15 protein-coding genes are annotated in these 15,939 nt (G+C 62.6%); 9 read left to right on the forward strand and 6 right to left on the reverse strand.

Annotated features, from left to right (window positions below; all coding sequences use genetic code 11):
• Window positions 1-41: 41 nt before the first annotated feature.
• From GGR30_RS15030 to GGR30_RS15050, 5 genes are all read right to left on the reverse strand, one after another.
• The gene (locus GGR30_RS15030) at window positions 42-1,001 is read right to left on the reverse strand and encodes a 2-hydroxyacid dehydrogenase (RefSeq protein ID WP_183487719.1); all 960 of its coding nucleotides are present in this window, start codon (window positions 999-1,001) and stop codon (window positions 42-44) included.
• A gap of 56 nt (window positions 1,002-1,057) precedes the next feature.
• The gene (locus GGR30_RS15035; protein WP_183487721.1) at window positions 1,058-2,677 is read right to left on the reverse strand and encodes an ABC transporter ATP-binding protein; all 1,620 of its coding nucleotides are present in this window, start codon (window positions 2,675-2,677) and stop codon (window positions 1,058-1,060) included.
• Window positions 2,674-3,813, reverse strand: a complete 1,140-nt coding sequence (locus GGR30_RS15040; protein ID WP_183487723.1) for an ABC transporter permease — start codon at window positions 3,811-3,813, stop codon at window positions 2,674-2,676. Before GGR30_RS15040 ends, GGR30_RS15035 begins: the two co-directional genes overlap by 4 nt.
• A 1-nt stretch (window position 3,814) precedes the next feature.
• Complete coding sequence (locus GGR30_RS15045; protein ID WP_183487912.1) at window positions 3,815-4,912, reverse strand: microcin C ABC transporter permease YejB; 1,098 nt, start codon at window positions 4,910-4,912, stop codon at window positions 3,815-3,817.
• A 343-nt stretch (window positions 4,913-5,255) separates the two neighbouring features.
• Window positions 5,256-7,076, reverse strand: coding sequence for an extracellular solute-binding protein (locus tag GGR30_RS15050; RefSeq protein WP_183487725.1), 1,821 nt, complete (start codon window positions 7,074-7,076; stop codon window positions 5,256-5,258).
• Between the two features lie 158 nt (window positions 7,077-7,234).
• Between GGR30_RS15050 and mepA the strand changes: the two genes are divergently transcribed.
• From mepA to phnN, 9 genes are all read left to right on the forward strand, one after another.
• Window positions 7,235-8,251 carry a penicillin-insensitive murein endopeptidase gene (gene mepA, locus GGR30_RS15055; RefSeq protein WP_183487727.1) on the forward strand — a complete coding sequence of 339 codons (1,017 nt, stop codon included), beginning with the start codon at window positions 7,235-7,237 and terminating at the stop codon, window positions 8,249-8,251.
• A gap of 234 nt (window positions 8,252-8,485) precedes the next feature.
• A complete protein-coding gene (locus GGR30_RS15060; protein ID WP_183487729.1) occupies window positions 8,486-9,511 on the forward strand; it encodes a glucokinase in 1,026 nt (341 codons plus the stop codon).
• 214 nt (window positions 9,512-9,725) lie between these two features.
• On the forward strand, window positions 9,726-10,319 hold the full coding sequence (locus GGR30_RS15065) for a TetR/AcrR family transcriptional regulator (protein WP_183487731.1): 594 nt from the start codon (window positions 9,726-9,728) through the stop codon (window positions 10,317-10,319).
• 164 nt (window positions 10,320-10,483) lie between these two features.
• Entirely contained in the window at window positions 10,484-11,344 is an 861-nt protein-coding gene (locus GGR30_RS15070; protein ID WP_183487733.1) for an SDR family NAD(P)-dependent oxidoreductase, read from the forward strand.
• A gap of 149 nt (window positions 11,345-11,493) precedes the next feature.
• On the forward strand, window positions 11,494-12,321 hold the full coding sequence (gene dapB, locus GGR30_RS15075; RefSeq protein WP_183487735.1) for a 4-hydroxy-tetrahydrodipicolinate reductase: 828 nt from the start codon (window positions 11,494-11,496) through the stop codon (window positions 12,319-12,321).
• Window positions 12,322-12,348: 27 nt separating this feature from the next.
• The gene (locus GGR30_RS15080; protein WP_183487737.1) at window positions 12,349-12,984 is read left to right on the forward strand and encodes a 2,3-bisphosphoglycerate-dependent phosphoglycerate mutase; all 636 of its coding nucleotides are present in this window, start codon (window positions 12,349-12,351) and stop codon (window positions 12,982-12,984) included.
• A 189-nt stretch (window positions 12,985-13,173) separates the two neighbouring features.
• Entirely contained in the window at window positions 13,174-13,878 is a 705-nt protein-coding gene (locus tag GGR30_RS15085; RefSeq protein WP_183487739.1) for a DUF1045 domain-containing protein, read from the forward strand.
• A complete protein-coding gene (locus GGR30_RS15090) occupies window positions 13,875-15,017 on the forward strand; it encodes an alpha-D-ribose 1-methylphosphonate 5-triphosphate diphosphatase (protein WP_183487741.1) in 1,143 nt (380 codons plus the stop codon). The genes GGR30_RS15085 and GGR30_RS15090 overlap by 4 nt, the downstream gene beginning before the upstream one ends.
• 3 nt (window positions 15,018-15,020) lie before the next feature.
• On the forward strand, window positions 15,021-15,578 hold the full coding sequence (gene phnN / locus GGR30_RS15095) for a phosphonate metabolism protein/1,5-bisphosphokinase (PRPP-forming) PhnN (RefSeq protein WP_183487743.1): 558 nt from the start codon (window positions 15,021-15,023) through the stop codon (window positions 15,576-15,578).
• 5 nt (window positions 15,579-15,583) lie between these two features.
• On the opposite strand, the gene GGR30_RS15100 is transcribed toward phnN, so the two are convergent.
• Window positions 15,584-15,928: a DMT family transporter gene (locus GGR30_RS15100; protein WP_024708387.1), complete on the reverse strand. Its 345-nt coding sequence runs from the start codon at window positions 15,926-15,928 to the stop codon at window positions 15,584-15,586.
• Window positions 15,929-15,939 lie beyond the last annotated feature (11 nt).

The raw sequence follows: 15,939 nt of genomic DNA on the forward strand, positions 1-15,939 counted from the left end.
AAGGAAGAAACGTGAGGCCCCGGGTCTTTGTTCCGAGAGGCTCAGTAGCCGGCGGCGCGGTCAACGACATGCTGCAGCGGCGCGCCGGCCTCGAACCTGGCGATCTGGCGTTCCACGTGGGCAAACAGCGCCCGCACATCCGTGTCGGAAGCCACATGCGGCGTGACGACGACCCGTTCATGCGCCCAGAGCGGGCTTGTCGCGGGCAAGGGCTCGGTTTCGAACACGTCGAGCGAGACGCCGTGGAGGACGCCGTCATCCAGCGCCGCGAGGATATCGGCCTCGACCTGCGAACCGCCGCGTCCGGCATTGATGAAGACGGGGCTCCCGAGCGGGCCGGAGCGATTGAGCCTTTCAAACAGCGCGCGGTCGAAAAGCCCGGTCGTCTCGTCGGTCAGCGGCAGAAGGCCGACCAGGATGTCCGTTCTTTCAAGAAAGGCATCAAGGCCTCCGGCATCGAAACATTCAACGCCATCGATCTCTTTCATGCCGCGCGACCAGCCGATCACGTTGAAGCCCATGACCTTCAGCTTCGTCGCCGCATCCTGTCCCAGAACGCCGAGACCCATGATGCCGACGGTAAAGTCGCCGGCTTCTGCGGGCGGTAGCTGCTGCCAGTTTCTCTCGGCTTCAAGGCGAACATAATCCGGCATGCGGCGGGCATGATAGAGGCATTGCAGCACGACATATTCGCTCATCCGGCGCGTCAGCGAGGGATCGACGAAACGCACCAGCGGCACGTCCGGCAGGCCCCGAAGGGCCAGCACCCGCTCGACCCCCGCACCGCCGGAGAAAAGCACTTCCAGATTGGGCGCACGCGAAAACAGATCGTCATCCGGCTTCCACAAGACGGCATAGCGGCAATCGGAAAGATCGCGGCCCTTCGTTTGCGGATCGGCGAGGTCGATCACCGGCCGGTCGGAAAAGAAAGCCCCGAGCGCCTCCACGATCGCCGCACGGCCGGAGAATTTGAGATCGATCAGGACGGGGGCTTTAGGCATCGGGTTTCCTATTGGGGTCGGCGTAACGGTCGAACTGGCATCATGAGCAAAAAAGCTCACTCCGCCTCCACGGGCTCGATATCGAAGGCGGCGGCAAGCAGCGCCCTGGTGTAATCGGCCTTCGGATTCTCGAAAACCTCCGCCGCCGGGCCACGCTCGACCACTTCGCCGAAGCGCATAACGATGATCTCGTTGGCGAGCGCGCGAACCACCTTCAGATCGTGGGAAATGAACAGATAGGCGAGATTGTGCTTCTTCTGCAGGTCGGACAGCAGATCCACCACCTGCGCTTGCACGCTCATGTCCAGCGCCGAGGTCGGCTCGTCCAGCATGACGAAGCGGGGTTTGAGCACCATGGCGCGGGCAATCGCGATCCTCTGGCGCTGGCCGCCGGAAAACTCGTGCGGATAGCGCCAGCGGGTGGCCGCGTCCAGCCCGACCTCCTCCAGCGCCGCGCCGACGCGCGCCTCGCGCTCGGCTGCGGTGAGCGAGCGCTCGTGGATCTTCAGCCCCTCGGCCACAATCTCGCCGACCGACATGCGCGGCGACAGCGAACCGTATGGGTCCTGAAACACGATCTGCATCGCTTCGCGAAGCGGCTTCATCGCCTGATAAGAATAGGCGTCGATATCCTTACCGATGAAGGCGATCCGGCCTTCAGACCCGATCATCCGCGTCAACGCCAGACCGAGCGTCGTCTTGCCCGAACCGGATTCGCCGACAACGCCAAGCGTCTCGCCCGCCCTCAGCTTCAGCGAAATGCCGTTGACGGCCTTCACGTGATCCACCGTCTTGCGCAGAAGGCCGGTCTTCACCGGAAACCAGACCTTCACATTATCGGCCTCGACCACGACCTCGCGGCTCGGATCATGCGCCGGCGGCTCGCCCTTCGGCTCGGCAGCCAGAAGGTGTTTCGTATAGGCATGCTGCGGATGATCGAAGATTTCGGCGACCGGGCCGTGCTCGACGATCTTGCCATCGGTCATCACGCAGACGCGGTCGGCAAACTTGCGGACGATGCCGAGATCGTGGGTGATGAACAGCATCGACATGCCGTGATCGCGCTGCAGGCTTTTCAGCAGTTTCAGGATCTGCGCCTGCACCGTGACATCGAGCGCCGTTGTCGGCTCGTCGGCGATCAGCAGTTTCGGCCGGTTGGCAAGCGCCATGGCGATCATCACGCGCTGGCGCTGGCCGCCGGAAAGCTCATGCGGGAAAGCGCCGAGCCGTCTCTCCGCCTCGCGGATGCCGACCTCGTGCAGAAGCTCCAGCACGCGTTTGCGCGCATCCGCCCCGGTCATGCCGGCATGCAGCGCCAGCGTCTCGCCTACCTGTTTCTCCACCGTATGCAGCGGGTTGAGCGAGGTCATCGGCTCCTGGAAGATCTGGGTGATGTCGCCGCCGCGCACTTGCCTCAACGTCCGGTCGTCGGCCTTCAGCAGATCGCGGCCCTCAAACAAGACCTCGCCGCTCGGATGGCTTGCGGCGGGATAGGGCAGAAGCCGGAGAACGGACGCCGCCGTCGCCGATTTGCCGGAGCCCGATTCGCCGACTAGGGCCACCACCTCGCCAGGCATGATATCGAAGGAAATCCGGTCGACGGCGAGATTGTCGCTCCCGCCCTGGCGGAAGGCGACGGACAGATCGCGGACGGAAAGAAGCGGCGCATCACTCATTGGAACGTCTTCCTCGGGTCAAACGCATCGCGCACCGCCTCGCCGACGAACACCAGAAGCGACAGCATGATCGAAAGTGTGAAGAAGGCGGTGATGCCGAGCCAGGGCGCCTGCAGATTGCTCTTGCCCTGATTGACCAGTTCGCCCAGCGAGGGCGAGCCGGGCGGCATGCCGAAGCCCAGAAAATCAAGCGAGGTCAGCGTCACGATCGCGCCCGACAGGATGAAGGGCACGAAGGTGAGCGTTGCGACCATGGCATTGGGCAGGAGATGGCGGAACATGATGGTGCCGTTGCCAACGCCAAGCGCGCGCGCCGCCCGCACATACTCGAAATTGCGCGCGCGCAGGAACTCGGCCCGGACGACGGCAACGAAGCTCACCCAGGAGAACACCAGCATGACGCCAAGCAGCACGAAGAAGCCGGGCGGCAGGATGGCGGCGATGATCAGCAATATGTAGAGCGTCGGCAGCGATGACCAGATCTCGATGAAGCGCTGCATCAGGAGGTCGACCCAGCCGCCGAAATAGCCCTGCACCGCTCCGGCGGTGACGCCGATCACGGCGGAAAATCCTGTCAGCAGCAGGCCGAACAGGACCGAGATGCGGAAGCCGTAGATCACCCGGGCGAGCACGTCGCGGGCAAGGTCATCGGTTCCGAGCCAGTCCATGTTGCCGAGCGTGCAGCCCGGATCATCCACGCCCTCGGGGTAGCCGGCACAGCGTTCTTCCTTGGTCATCAGCCAGAAGGGCGGGGTCGGCGCCGAATAGGGCACGTTGGAATTGATGGTACGGTAGGAATAGCGGATCGGCGGCCAGATCATCCAGCCATTGGCCTCGATCTCCTCCTGGATGAAATCGGAGCGATAATCGGTGACGGCGAGAAAGCCGCCGAATTTTTCCTCCGGATAATCGACCACCACTGGAAACAGGATCTCGCCCTGGTAGGAGGCGATGATCGGCCTGTCGTTGGCGACGAATTCGGCAAACAGGCTGATGATGAACAGGAAGAGGAAGATCCACAGCGACCAGTAGCCGCGCCGGTTGGCCCAGAAGTTCTGCCAGCGTCGCGCGTTCATCGGCGAAAGCCAGCCGGTCTTCGGACGTTTCCCCATGTCTTCGGATGTGAGATCGCTCATGTCACACATCCCTCTTTTCGAAGTCGATACGCGGATCGATCCAGGTGTAGATCAGGTCGGAGACGAGACCGATGAACAGCCCCAGAAGCGAGAAGATGTAGAGCGTGGCAAAGACCACCGGATAGTCCCGATTGACCAGCGACAGATAGCCGAGCCGGCCGAGTCCGTCGAGCGAGAACACATTCTCGATCAGAAGGGAGCCGGTGAAGAAGGCAAGGATGAAGGAGCCGGGAAAGCCGGCGATCACGATCAGCATCGCGTTGCGGAACACGTGGCCGTACAGCACCTTGCGTTCCGAAAGCCCCTTCGCGCGGGCGGTGATCACATATTGCTTGCCGATTTCGTCGATGAAGGAGTTCTTGGTCAAAAGCGTCGTCGTGGCGAAGGAGGAGACCGAAAGCGCGATCAGCGGCAGGGTCAGGTGCCAGAAATAGTCGATGGGCTTCTGCCACCAGGGCAGTTCGGAGAAATTGTCGGAGACGAGGCCGCGCAGCGGAAACCAGTCGAAAAAGGAACCGCCGGCAAAGAGGATGATCATCAGGATGCCGAGCAGGAAGCCCGGCACGGCGAAGCCGATGACGATGATGCCGGAGGTCCAGACGTCAAAGCGCGATCCGTCCTTGACCGCCTTGCGGATGCCGAGCGGGATGGAGACGCCGTAGGACAACAACAGCACCCATATGCCGAGCGAGATCGACACCGGCAGCTTGTCGATGATCAGGTCGATGACGGAGGAGTTGCGGAAGAAGCTCTCGCCGAAATCGAAGGTCAGATAATCACGCATCATCAGCAGGAAACGCGTCAGCGGCGGCTTGTCGAAACCGAACTGGGCTTCCAGATCGGCGATCAGTTGCGGGTCGAGGCCCTGGGCGCCGCGATAGTTGGACGAGGAGGCGCTGTCGAAACTGTCCATCGACATGCCCGCATCCGAGCCGCCGGAAATGCGACTTTCCGCGCCGCCCCCCTGGCCGTTCAGCTCGGCAATCACCTGTTCCACCGGCCCGCCGGGGGCAAACTGCACGATGACGAAGGAAATCGTCATGATGCCGACCAGCGTCGGGATCATCAGCAGCAGGCGACGTAGGATATAGGAGCCCATTACGATACGCTCCGGGTCGGCTGGCATGACCGCGCGTTCTGTGCGAGCCGACGGGTTTCACCCCTCTCTGCCCTGCCGGGCATCTCCCCCTCAAGGGGGGAGATCGGTGTGAGGCAAGGTGGATGCGCAACCGAAGGCTCGACGTAGCTAGAACCGGCCACACCACAAGAGAAAGCCATCTCGATGCGAAGATCTCCCTCTCCAACAATCTCCCCCCTTGAGGGGGAGATGTCGCGAAAGCGACAGAGGGGGGTGAACCGCCACCTCGAATTCGGAGTCCCGTCTCTGCGCCTCGTATGAAGCCGCTCTTCACGCTGCCCGATCACGCCACCAAACTGCACCCTCATTCAGCCTCCGTCGACCACCAGGCCGCCGGGAAGTCGAGACCGTATTCGGGAAAGCCGGGATGCGTAATCGTGTCCCAGTAGGCGATGCGGTAGTCCTTCGAATAATAGAGCGGAACGATGAAGTCGTGGGCGAGCAGCACCCGGTCCAGCGCCTTGGTGGCGGCCACCAGCGTGTCGCGGTCATCGGCAAACACGACCTTTTCGATCAATGCATCAATGCCCGGATCGGCAATACCGGCATAGTTTTCCGAGCCCGGCTGAACGGCCGAGAGCGATCCCCAGTAGTTGAACTGTTCATTGCCGGGACTCAGGGATTGGGCCCACAACTCCCAGATCATGTCATAGTCGAAATCGTTGACCCGGTTTTGATATTGCGAGGTATCGACCACGCGGATCGTGGCGTCGATGCCGAGCTTGCGCAGGTTTTCGACATAGGGCAGCACCACGACCTGCAGCGAGGGATTGTCGAGCAGGATCTCGAAGGAAAACGGATCGCCGGTCTGGGAATTGACCATCTGGCTGCCGCGCCGTTCGAAGCCGGCTTCCTTCAAGAGCTGGAAGGCCTTCTGCAGATTGGCTCGCGCCTCTTCCTCGGTTCCGCCGACGGGGAGCTTGTTGGCGGTGTTGAACACTTCGGACGGCACAAGATCACGCACGGATTCGAGAATCTGCAGTTCCTCGCCCTGCGGCAGGCCGGAAGAGGCAAGATCGGTTCCGAACCAGAAACTGTTGTCGCGCGAATAGGCATTGCTCAACTGATTCTTGTTGATGGTCTCGAAATCGAAGGCATAGATCAGCGCCTCGCGCACGCGCCTGTCATCAAACGGCGCACGGCGGTTGTTGGGCACCAGCGCCTGCATGATGCCGGTCTTGCGCAGCGGATTGGGCACGGCCTCGCGCTTGACTTCGCCATCCTTCACCGCCGGGAAATTGTAGCCGGTCGCCCAGCGCTTGGCCCGGGTCTCCACCCAGAAATCGAAGGTCCCTGCGCGAAAGCCCTCGAAAGCCACATCGAGATCGGCAAAATAGAGATAGTTCACGGAGCCGAAATTATTGCGCCCGACATTGACCGGCAAATCCTTGCCCCAATAATCCTCGCGCAGACTGTAGCTGATCGATGAGCCGGGATTGACCTCTGCGATCTCATAAGGCCCCGAACCGACGATCTTTTCGAGCGTGCTCGCGGAAACGTCGCGTCCGTCCGCAAACCAGTGTTTCGGCAACACCAACAGCTGGCCGACGATCTGCGGCAATTCGCGGTTTCCCGTCTCGTCGAAACGGAATGTCACCTCGCCCTCACCGGAGACCTCAGCGCTGACCACATGCCGGTAGTAATTGGCATAGCGGGCGTTCAGCTCTTTCAGGCTGTCGAAGGAAAAGACCACGTCTTCAGCCGTCACCGGCTCGCCATCGGAGAACCGCGCCTTGGAATTCAGGCGATAAGTGACCGAGGAAATATCCTCGGGAACACGGAAACCGTCGGCCAGCAGGCCGTACTGGGCATTGATCTCGTCCTCCGCCGGCGTCATCAGTGTCTCGAAGACAAGGCTGAGGCCGGCAGCTTTTGCTCCGCCATAGGGAACGGGATTGAGCGAATCAAAGGTCCCCGTGGCATAGAGCTTCAATTCGCCGCCCTTCGGCGCATCCGGATTGACATAGTCGAAACGGGAAAAATCAGCCGGGTATTGCGGCGTTCCGGTCAGAGCGGACGCATGTTGCCAGCCGCCCTCATCGCTTTCCTGAGAGAATACCGCCGATGGCAGGGCGAAGGCCGTGGCGGCGACAACCCAGGCAGCGGCCGAGATCGTTTTCCACATGGTTTTTGCCGTCTCCGTTCTTGCTTTTCTCATGATCGCGACAAGAATAAGCAAATATCAGCCCGGGTGCACAAGTGTCGTTTTCGTAAGGCGGGGACGGACAGGCCAGCCGGAGGACATGAAATCGCGCAGATGCGCCGGCTTTCAGGGAGGGTGCGATGCATTGGTTCAAGGCATTTGCCGCTGTCGCAGCCCTTGTGGCGTCAGCGCTTCCGGCGCCGGCCCAGGATTTTCCGCCGCCGGCAAAAGTCCTGTTCGCCTCCGAGGCCGAGCCGAGCGCCGGGCCGCCGCAATCCGTCGGCTTTTACACGAAAGGCTGCATCGCCGGCGCCGAGGCGCTGCCGATCGACGGGCCGAACTGGCAGGCCATGCGGCTTTCGCGCAATCGCCGATTCGGTCATCCCGACACGATCGCCCTGATCAAGCGGCTCTCAAGCGAGGCCGCGCAATATGACGGTTGGCCCGGACTTCTGGTCGGCGACATCTCGCAGCCGCGCGGCGGACCGATGCTTTCGGGCCATGCCTCCCACCAGGTCGGGCTCGATGCAGACATCTGGCTGAACCCGATGCCGGACCGGCGGCTGACATTGCGCGAACGCGAAGACATTTCCGCCGTTTCGGTGCTGAAGAATGACGGAACGCTGTTCGTCGATCCGGAAAAATTCACGCCCGCCCATGAACGACTGATCATGCGGGCGGCAAGCTATCCGGAAGTCCAGCGCATCTTCGTCCATCCGGGCATCAAGAAGGCGATCTGCGAAGACTGGACCGGCGACCGCTCGAATCTGGCCAAGCTGAGGCCCTATTACGGTCATCACTATCACTTCCATATCCGCCTGTTCTGCCGCGACGGTTCACCCGGCTGTACGGCGCAAAATGCGGTCAACATGAAGGATGATGGCTGCGGCGACCATCTGGCATGGTGGCTTTCCGACGAGCCATGGGCCCCGGCAAAGCCGGTGACGCCTCCGAAGAAGCCGGAAAAACCGGCGCCCAAGCCGACGCGGCCCGCCTATACCATCCTCTCCGATCTGCCTGCGGCCTGCACCGGCGTGCTGGAAGCGCCTTCCCCCTCACCCCTGCCGACGGCCGCCGTCACGCCCAAGATCCCGCTGCCGCCGCTGGCGCCCTGGCCGGAGATCGGGCCGGTTCCGCAGCCGCGTCCGGCGGGATGACGACGTCTGCGGCTTAAGCTGCGCTGCCTGCCGGCAGCGGCTTTCAAAGCGCTTTGAGTTATTGTATGAAACGACGGGCCGCCCGCGCTTTGACGATCAGGTTGCAGAAAACGCGCCGGCGGCCTGCGATTGCTCTTCCGACTTGACGGATGCCGTTGCAAAATCGCCAAACTGAATGCACAGACTGCGCCAGACATTGATAAAGCCCGGGACAGGGCGGAACGCGGAAACACCATGGCCAAAACCTTCAGCACCTCGGACCCTCTCTCCTTTCCCATCCTGATCGGCGACATAGGCGGCACCAATGCGCGGTTCTCGCTGCTGGTCGATGCCTACGCCGAGCCGCGGGAATTCCCGATCGTGCACACGGCCGATTTCCCGACCGTGGATGCAGCGATCCAGGCGGGCGTCATGGACAAGACCTCGCTCCAGCCGCGCAGCGCCATCCTGGCCGTCGCCGGCCCGATCCGCGGCGATGAAATTCCGCTGACCAATTGTGACTGGGTGATCAAGCCGAAGGACATGATCAGCGCGCTCGGGCTCGAGGATGTGGTGATCATCAATGATTTCGAGGCCCAGGCGCTGGCGATCGCCAACATGCCCGACGAATTCCGCGAGCCGATCGCGCCGCGCCCCGACACCATGGTCGCCTCGCGCGTCGTGCTTGGCCCCGGCACCGGGCTTGGCGTCGCCGGCCTTGTTCATGCGGAAGAACGCTGGATCCCCGTGCCCGGCGAGGGTGGACATATCGATGTCGGCCCGCGCACGGAGCGCGACTACCAGGTCTTCCCGCACATCAAGACCATCGAGGGCCGGATCGCCGCCGAGCAAATCCTCTGCGGACGCGGCATGGTCAACCTCTATAACGCCATTTGCGCCGCCGACGGGATCGAGGCCAAGCCCTATGAGCCGAAGGACGTCAGCCATGCAGGCCTTGACGGTTCCGACCCGCAGGCCGTGGAGACGCTGTCGCTGTTTTCGACCTATCTCGGCCGCATCGCCGGCGATATGGCGATGGTGTTCATGGCGCGCGGCGGCGTCTACCTTGCCGGCGGCATCTCGCAGAAAATCCTGCCGGCGCTGAAGAAGCCGGAATTCCGTGCCGCCTTCGAGGACAAGGCCCCGCATAACGCGCTGATGCAGGCGATCCCGACCTATGTCGTCACCCACCCACTCGCGGCCCTTGCCGGCCTTGCCACCTATGCCCGCACGCCGCTGCGCTTCGGCCTCGCGCTCGACGGTCGCCGCTGGCGCGACTGAGCGACTCGCCAACTTCCAATCGGCTGACTGAGCCGATGCGGGCATGCCCGCCGCATGTTCCGACGTTTCCCGGCTGCGCTTGCCGTCGCGGCCGGACTTGTTGCCGACCACATGTCCGGAGAAGTTCTCCGCGAATTTTCCTCAAGACCTCTTGCGGACTGCACGTTTCCACCCATATTAATGAGTGACTACTCAATCATAAACTGGATCTGACATGGCCCGCCCCGCCAGCGAAGAAAAGAGAGCCGCCATCCTGAAGGCCGCGACCGCGTTGGTCGCGACCTCCGGCACCGGCGCGTCGACGGCCAAGATTGCGAGAAAGGCCGGCGTGGCAGAAGGCACGGTCTTCACCTATTTCTCGACCAAGGAAGAGCTGCTGGGCGCCCTGCTTCTGGAACTTGAAGGCGCACTGGCCGCCGCATTGCTCACCGATCCACTCCCCGGCGACTGCGCGCGCGAGGACATGCGGCAGTTCTGGAACAGGCTGATTGACTGGGGCGCCGCCAATCCTCAGCAATGGCGCACGCTGAAGCGCCTCAAGATTTCCAGCCAGGTGCCGGACGCGATCCGCGCCGAAGGCGAACGTCTGTTCGACAAGGCCGCCGCCATGCTTTCCCGCGCGCTCGCCCAGCAAGCGGGCGAAGGCGCCAGCATCCGCTATGCCGGCCTGATCATGAACGCGATCGCCGAAGCCACATTCGACGCCATTGCCTATGATCCGAGCCAGAGCGAAGCCTTGAAGGAGCGCGGCTTTGCCGTGTTCTGGGGCGGCATGGCCGGGCTGGCGGACCTGGGCCGCGAACAATAATGCTCGCCGCTCGCAGCCCAGCCGATCAACCCCACCAGGCTCCACGCCGAAGCTGACACCAGCGCCGGCAGCAAGGCCGACTGACCACTACGAAAGGGGCAAAAGCCCCCTTGAAATTATCGCAGATTTTGAGTGCCTACTCACTCATTTACAAGGAGAAAGAAATGTCTAAAGTCTGGCTCATTACCGGTAGCGCCCGCGGTCTCGGGCTTCACATTGCAAAGGCCGTACTGGAAGCCGGCGACCGTCTGGTGGCGACGGCACGCAACCCCGGTCAACTCGCACCGCTCGCCGCAGAGTTTGGCGATCAGGTCGCCCCATTTGCGCTGGATGTCACCGACCCTGCCGCAGCACAGGCGGCGGTCGATTTCGCCGTCGATACGTTTGGCCGGCTCGATGTTCTGATCAACAATGCCGGTTTCGGGCATTTCGCGCCGTTCGAACAGACTGATCCGGACCATTTCCGCGCCCAGATCGAAACCAATTTCTTCGGCGTGGTCAACATGACCCGCGCCGCCCTTCCCGTGATGCGGACGCAGCGGTCCGGCAACATCATCAACATTTCCTCGGTCGGCGGGCGCATGACCGGCCCGGGCATGTCCGCCTATCAGTCGGCGAAATGGGCCGTCAGCGGCTTCTCCGAGATCATCGCCAGGGAAACAAGCCATCTCGGCATCAGGACGGTTTCGATCGAACCCGGCGGCATGCGCACCGAATGGGGCCAGATCGCCCGTGGCGATGCGCCGAGACTCTGGAAAGACTACGAACCCGCCATGGGCGCGATGCAGGCTGTTCTCGAAAAGGTTATCGGCAACGAGATCGGCAGTCCGGACAGGATCGCCGGCGTCATCCTCGATCTGGCCGAACGGGACGATGTGCCCGAGCACCTTCTGCTCGGCAGCGATGCTGTGGAACTCCTGAAGAAGGCCGAGGACAAGCGCCGCAGGGAGGCCGAGGCATGGGAAGGCGTGAGCCGCTCGACCGATTTCGAGGATGCTGACCTTTCTTTTCTGAAGCACATCTAGTTGCCGGCCTGACGGACGCGGCGTTTCGAAACGGAGCGCCGCCGCTACGTCAGGCTCTTTTCTTCCTCATGCGCTTCCAATAAGGTCTCACTGCTTTCGCGACGCGCTGTGTCGCGAATACCCGATCTGAAGCAATACCAGGAAGAAGCATGACCAGTCCGGCAATGAAACTCGTCGTCGTGGGCGCCAGCGGACGGATGGGACAGACCCTCATCCGCGTGATCAGCGAAACCGAGGGCGCGGTGCTGCATGCCGCCATCGACCGCCCGGAGAGCCCTGTTCTGGGCAAGGACGCCGGGGAACTCGCCGGCGTCGGCACGCTTGGGGTTCCGGTGACCGACGATCCGCTGAAGGCGTTTGTCGATGCGGAAGGCGTGCTCGACTTCACCGTTCCGGCTGCATCGGTCGAATATGCCGGGCTCGCCGCCCAGGCGCGCATCGTCCATGTCATCGGCACAACGGGTTTTTCGGAGGATGACGAGACCCAGATCAAGGCGGCCGCGCGCCATGCCCGTATCATCAAGTCAGGAAACATGTCACTGGGCGTCAACCTGCTTGGCGAACTGGTCAAGCAGGCAGCCGCAGCGCTTTCGGCAAAGGGCTGGGATATCGAGGTTCTCGAGATGCATCACCGCCACAAGGTCGACGCGCCGTCCGGCACGGCCCTTCTTCTGGGCGAGGCAGCGGCTGAAGGCCGCGGCATTTCGCTGAAGGAGAATGCCGTGAAGGTTCGCGACGGGCATACCGGCCCGCGCGAGGAAGGCACGATCGGCTTTGCCACTTTGCGCGGCGGCTCCGTGGTCGGCGAGCACTCCGTTCTCCTTGCCGGTGAAGGCGAGACGGTAAGCCTCTCCCACAAGGCGACCGATCGTTCGATTTTCGCCCGCGGCGCGGTTCAGGCAGCCCTTTGGGGCAGGGCTGAGAAGCCAGGGCTATATTCCATGCTCGACGTGCTCGGGCTTTCAAAAACACACTAACCCAAGATTTGACGAAGGAAGACTGTCATGAGCGGAACACTGGTTCTCGTGCGTCACGGCCAAAGCGAATGGAATCTGAAGAACCTTTTCACCGGCTGGAAGGACCCTGATCTGACCGAGCTCGGCGTTCAGGAAGCCACCGCCGGCGGCAAGGCGCTGGCAGAGACCGGCATCAAGTTCGATATCGCCTTCACCTCCGATTTGACCCGCGCCCAGCATACCTGCCAGCTGGTCCTCGATCAGGTCGGCCAGAGCGATCTCGAAACCATCAAGGATCAGGCGCTGAACGAGCGCGACTACGGCGATCTCGCCGGTCTCAACAAGGATGACGCCCGCGAAAAATGGGGTGAGGAACAGGTTCATATCTGGCGCCGTTCCTATGACGTACCCCCGCCCGGCGGCGAAAGCCTGAAGGACACCGGCGCGCGCGTCTGGCCCTATTACATGACCGACATCCTGCCCCGTGTTCTCCGGGGCGAGAAGGTTCTGGTCGCCGCCCATGGAAATTCGCTCCGCGCCCTCGTCATGGTGCTCGACCGCCTGACCCAGGAACAGATCCTGAAGCTCAACCTCGCCACCGGCGTGCCGATGGTCTACACGCTCAACGCCGATTCCACAGTCGCGGACAAAAAGGTCCTCGGCGACATGTCCGGCGCGCACTGAGCCGCGATCGTTTATGCAGAATTTGAGGGCGGTCTTCGGATCGCCCTTTTGTTTTTCAGGAAATGTCTGCAAGGGAACCCGCGGCCCGGCCTTGGCATTGATTGATTTGAGGGCTCGATCCGCTTGCAAAGGCTGGCGAATCCCGTCACGTTCGAATTCACATACAAGGTTTTGTGCAAGGAAACCGGTTTGCGATACGCCATCTACTTCACGCCGCCTGCAGACGATCCGCTGACCGTCGCCGCCAGCCGCTGGCTGGGCTATGACGCTTTTTCGGGCGAGGAGCGCCCCTACCCCGACAATATCGCGCTTCCTGCCGGACGGATGAGCGCGGTGACGGCGGCGGCCGCTCGCTATGGCTTTCACGCCACCATGAAGGCGCCGTTTCGTTTGGCGGAGAACATTTCGCCATCGGCGCTTGAGGCGACCTTCGATGTGTTCTGCCGCAACCGCAAGCCTTTCAGCATCCCCGAGATCACGCTGGGGCAACTTGGCAAGTTCTACGCGCTTATTCCGGCAGCCGAATATGACGAGCTGCAGGCTTTCGCCGCAGACGTGGTGGAGCATTTCGAGCCGATGCGCGCGCCGTTGCTGAATGACGAGATTGCGCGGCGCAAGCCGGAAACGCTGACCGAGATCCAGCGTGATTATATGGTTCGCTGGGGCTATCCATACGTCTTCGACGAATTCCGCTTTCACATGACGCTGACCGGCCCGGTGACCGGCACGGATGCGCATGTGATCGAGACGGCGGTTCAGGATTACTTCGGTCCCTATACCGGCAAGCCGCTCGAGATCGGCGGTCTTGGCCTGTTTGTCGAGGAGCGGCGCGGCGCGCCCTTTACCATCAAGCGCTGGCAGCCGCTTTCCGGCGTGGAAGAACCAGAAACATGAGCGCCGAGACCGTTTTCACCAATGCCCGGATCGTCACCGAGGACCGGATCGTCGATGGCACGCTTGTGATCCGCGACGGGAAGATCGCCGAGATTTCCGAAGGCAATGTCGCTGAGGCTGAGGATTTCGGCGGCGACCTGCTGATCCCCGGCCTTGTCGAGCTTCATACCGACCACCTGGAAGGCCATTACGCGCCGCGCCCCGGCGTGCGCTGGAACAAGATTGCCGCAATCCAGGCGCATGACGCACAGGTCGCCGCCTCCGGCATCACCACCGTGTTCGATTGCCTGCGTCTCGGCTCCGACGACACCGACGGCTTCGAGGCCGGCGAGATGCGGGCCATGGCGGATGCGATCATTCAGGCGGAACGCGAAGACCGGCTCAAGGCGCAGCATTTCCTGCATCTGCGCTGCGAGGTTTCCGCCGCCAATGTCATGGAGCATTTCGCCGCCTTCGAGGACGAGCCGCATGTGCGCCTTGCCTCTATGATGGACCACGCGCCGGGCCAGCGGCAATTTGCCGACCTGCAGCAGTACCGGCGCTATTACAAGCCGAAGCGCGGTCTCGATGACGACGCCTTCGAACGCTTCGTCGCCCGCAGGCAGGCGGCCTCCGAGGCCTATGCCGACAAGCATCGCCGCATGATCGCCGATCACTGTTCAAAGAACGGCATCTCGATCGCCAGCCATGACGACGCAACGACGGCCCATGTGGATGAGGCCATCGCGCTTGGCGTTCGCATTGCCGAGTTTCCGACAAGCTTCGACGCGGCAAGGGCCTCGCATGCGGCCGGGCTTTCGGTGCTGATGGGCGCGCCGAACGTCGTGCGCGGCAAGTCGCACTCGGGCAATATCGCCGCGCGCGATCTCGCCGCCGCCGGCGTGCTCGATGTGCTATCCTCGGACTATGTGCCCTTCAGCCTGCTGCACGCTCCCTTCATCCTTGCTGGCGATGAAGAGGCCGGCATTTCCCTGCCCCAGGCCATCGCCATGGTGACGGCAACGCCCGCCAGGGCCGCCGGGCTTGCGGATCGCGGCCGCATCGCCGAGGGACTGCGCGCCGATCTCGTCCGCGTCAAACGCACCGAGGACGTGCCGGTGGTGCGCGCCGTCTTCTCTCTCGGAAAGCGCGTGGCGTAAGGCATGGGCAAAGCCGGCAGGATCATCGTTGTCGTCGGCCCGAGCGGGGCAGGCAAGGACAGCCTGATCGGCTACGCGAAGACAACGTTTTCCGGCCATCCGAATGTCCGCTTCATCCGCCGGGTCATCACCCGCCCCTGCGACGGCACGACGGAAGACCATGCCTCGATGACGCCGGAAGCCTTTGCCGCCGTAAAGGACGCGGGCGGTTTTGCCGTGACCTGGGCCGCCCACGGACTGGAATACGGCATCCCCGCGGAACACCGCGCCTTCGTGGCGTCAGGCGGCGTCGCCATCGCGAACGGTTCGCGCCCGGCGCTGTCGCTGTTTGACGAGGCCTTTGCCGCGATGACCGTGGTCAATGTCACGGCGCGGCCGGAAATCAGGGCCGAGCGCCTTCAGGCGCGCGGACGCGAGAGCCGGGAAGACATCCTCGAACGCCTTGCCCGCTCGACCACGGCGATCCACGGCGATTTCGATGTCGTCAACATCGACAATTCAGGCGCGCTGGAAGATGCCGGCGAGGCGCTGGTGCGGGTGATAAGGCAAAGCCTCGCCTGAAGCCTTCAGTGGCCGGCGGCGTTTGAGAAGAGGTTCATCACCACCACGCCGCCGACAATCATGGCAATCCCGACCCAGGCGGCGATATCGAGGTTCTGGCGCAGGACAAGCACGCTGACGGCGGCCGTCAGCACGATGCCGAGACCTGCCCAGATGGCATAGGCAACGCCGAGCGGTATCGTCTTCAGCGCCTGCGACAGGCAGAAAAAGGCGATGAGATAGAACACCGCGACGCCGATCGTCGGCAGAAGACGGGTGAAGCCGTATGATTTCTGCAGAAGCGTCGAGCCGATCACCTCGCACACGATCGCAATTCCAAGAGCGCCATAAGCGGCGAGCGCCGGGTTCATCTGATATCCTT

The sequence above is a fragment of the Martelella radicis genome, from assembly GCF_014196625.1.
Lineage (GTDB): Bacteria > Pseudomonadota > Alphaproteobacteria > Rhizobiales > Rhizobiaceae > Martelella > Martelella radicis.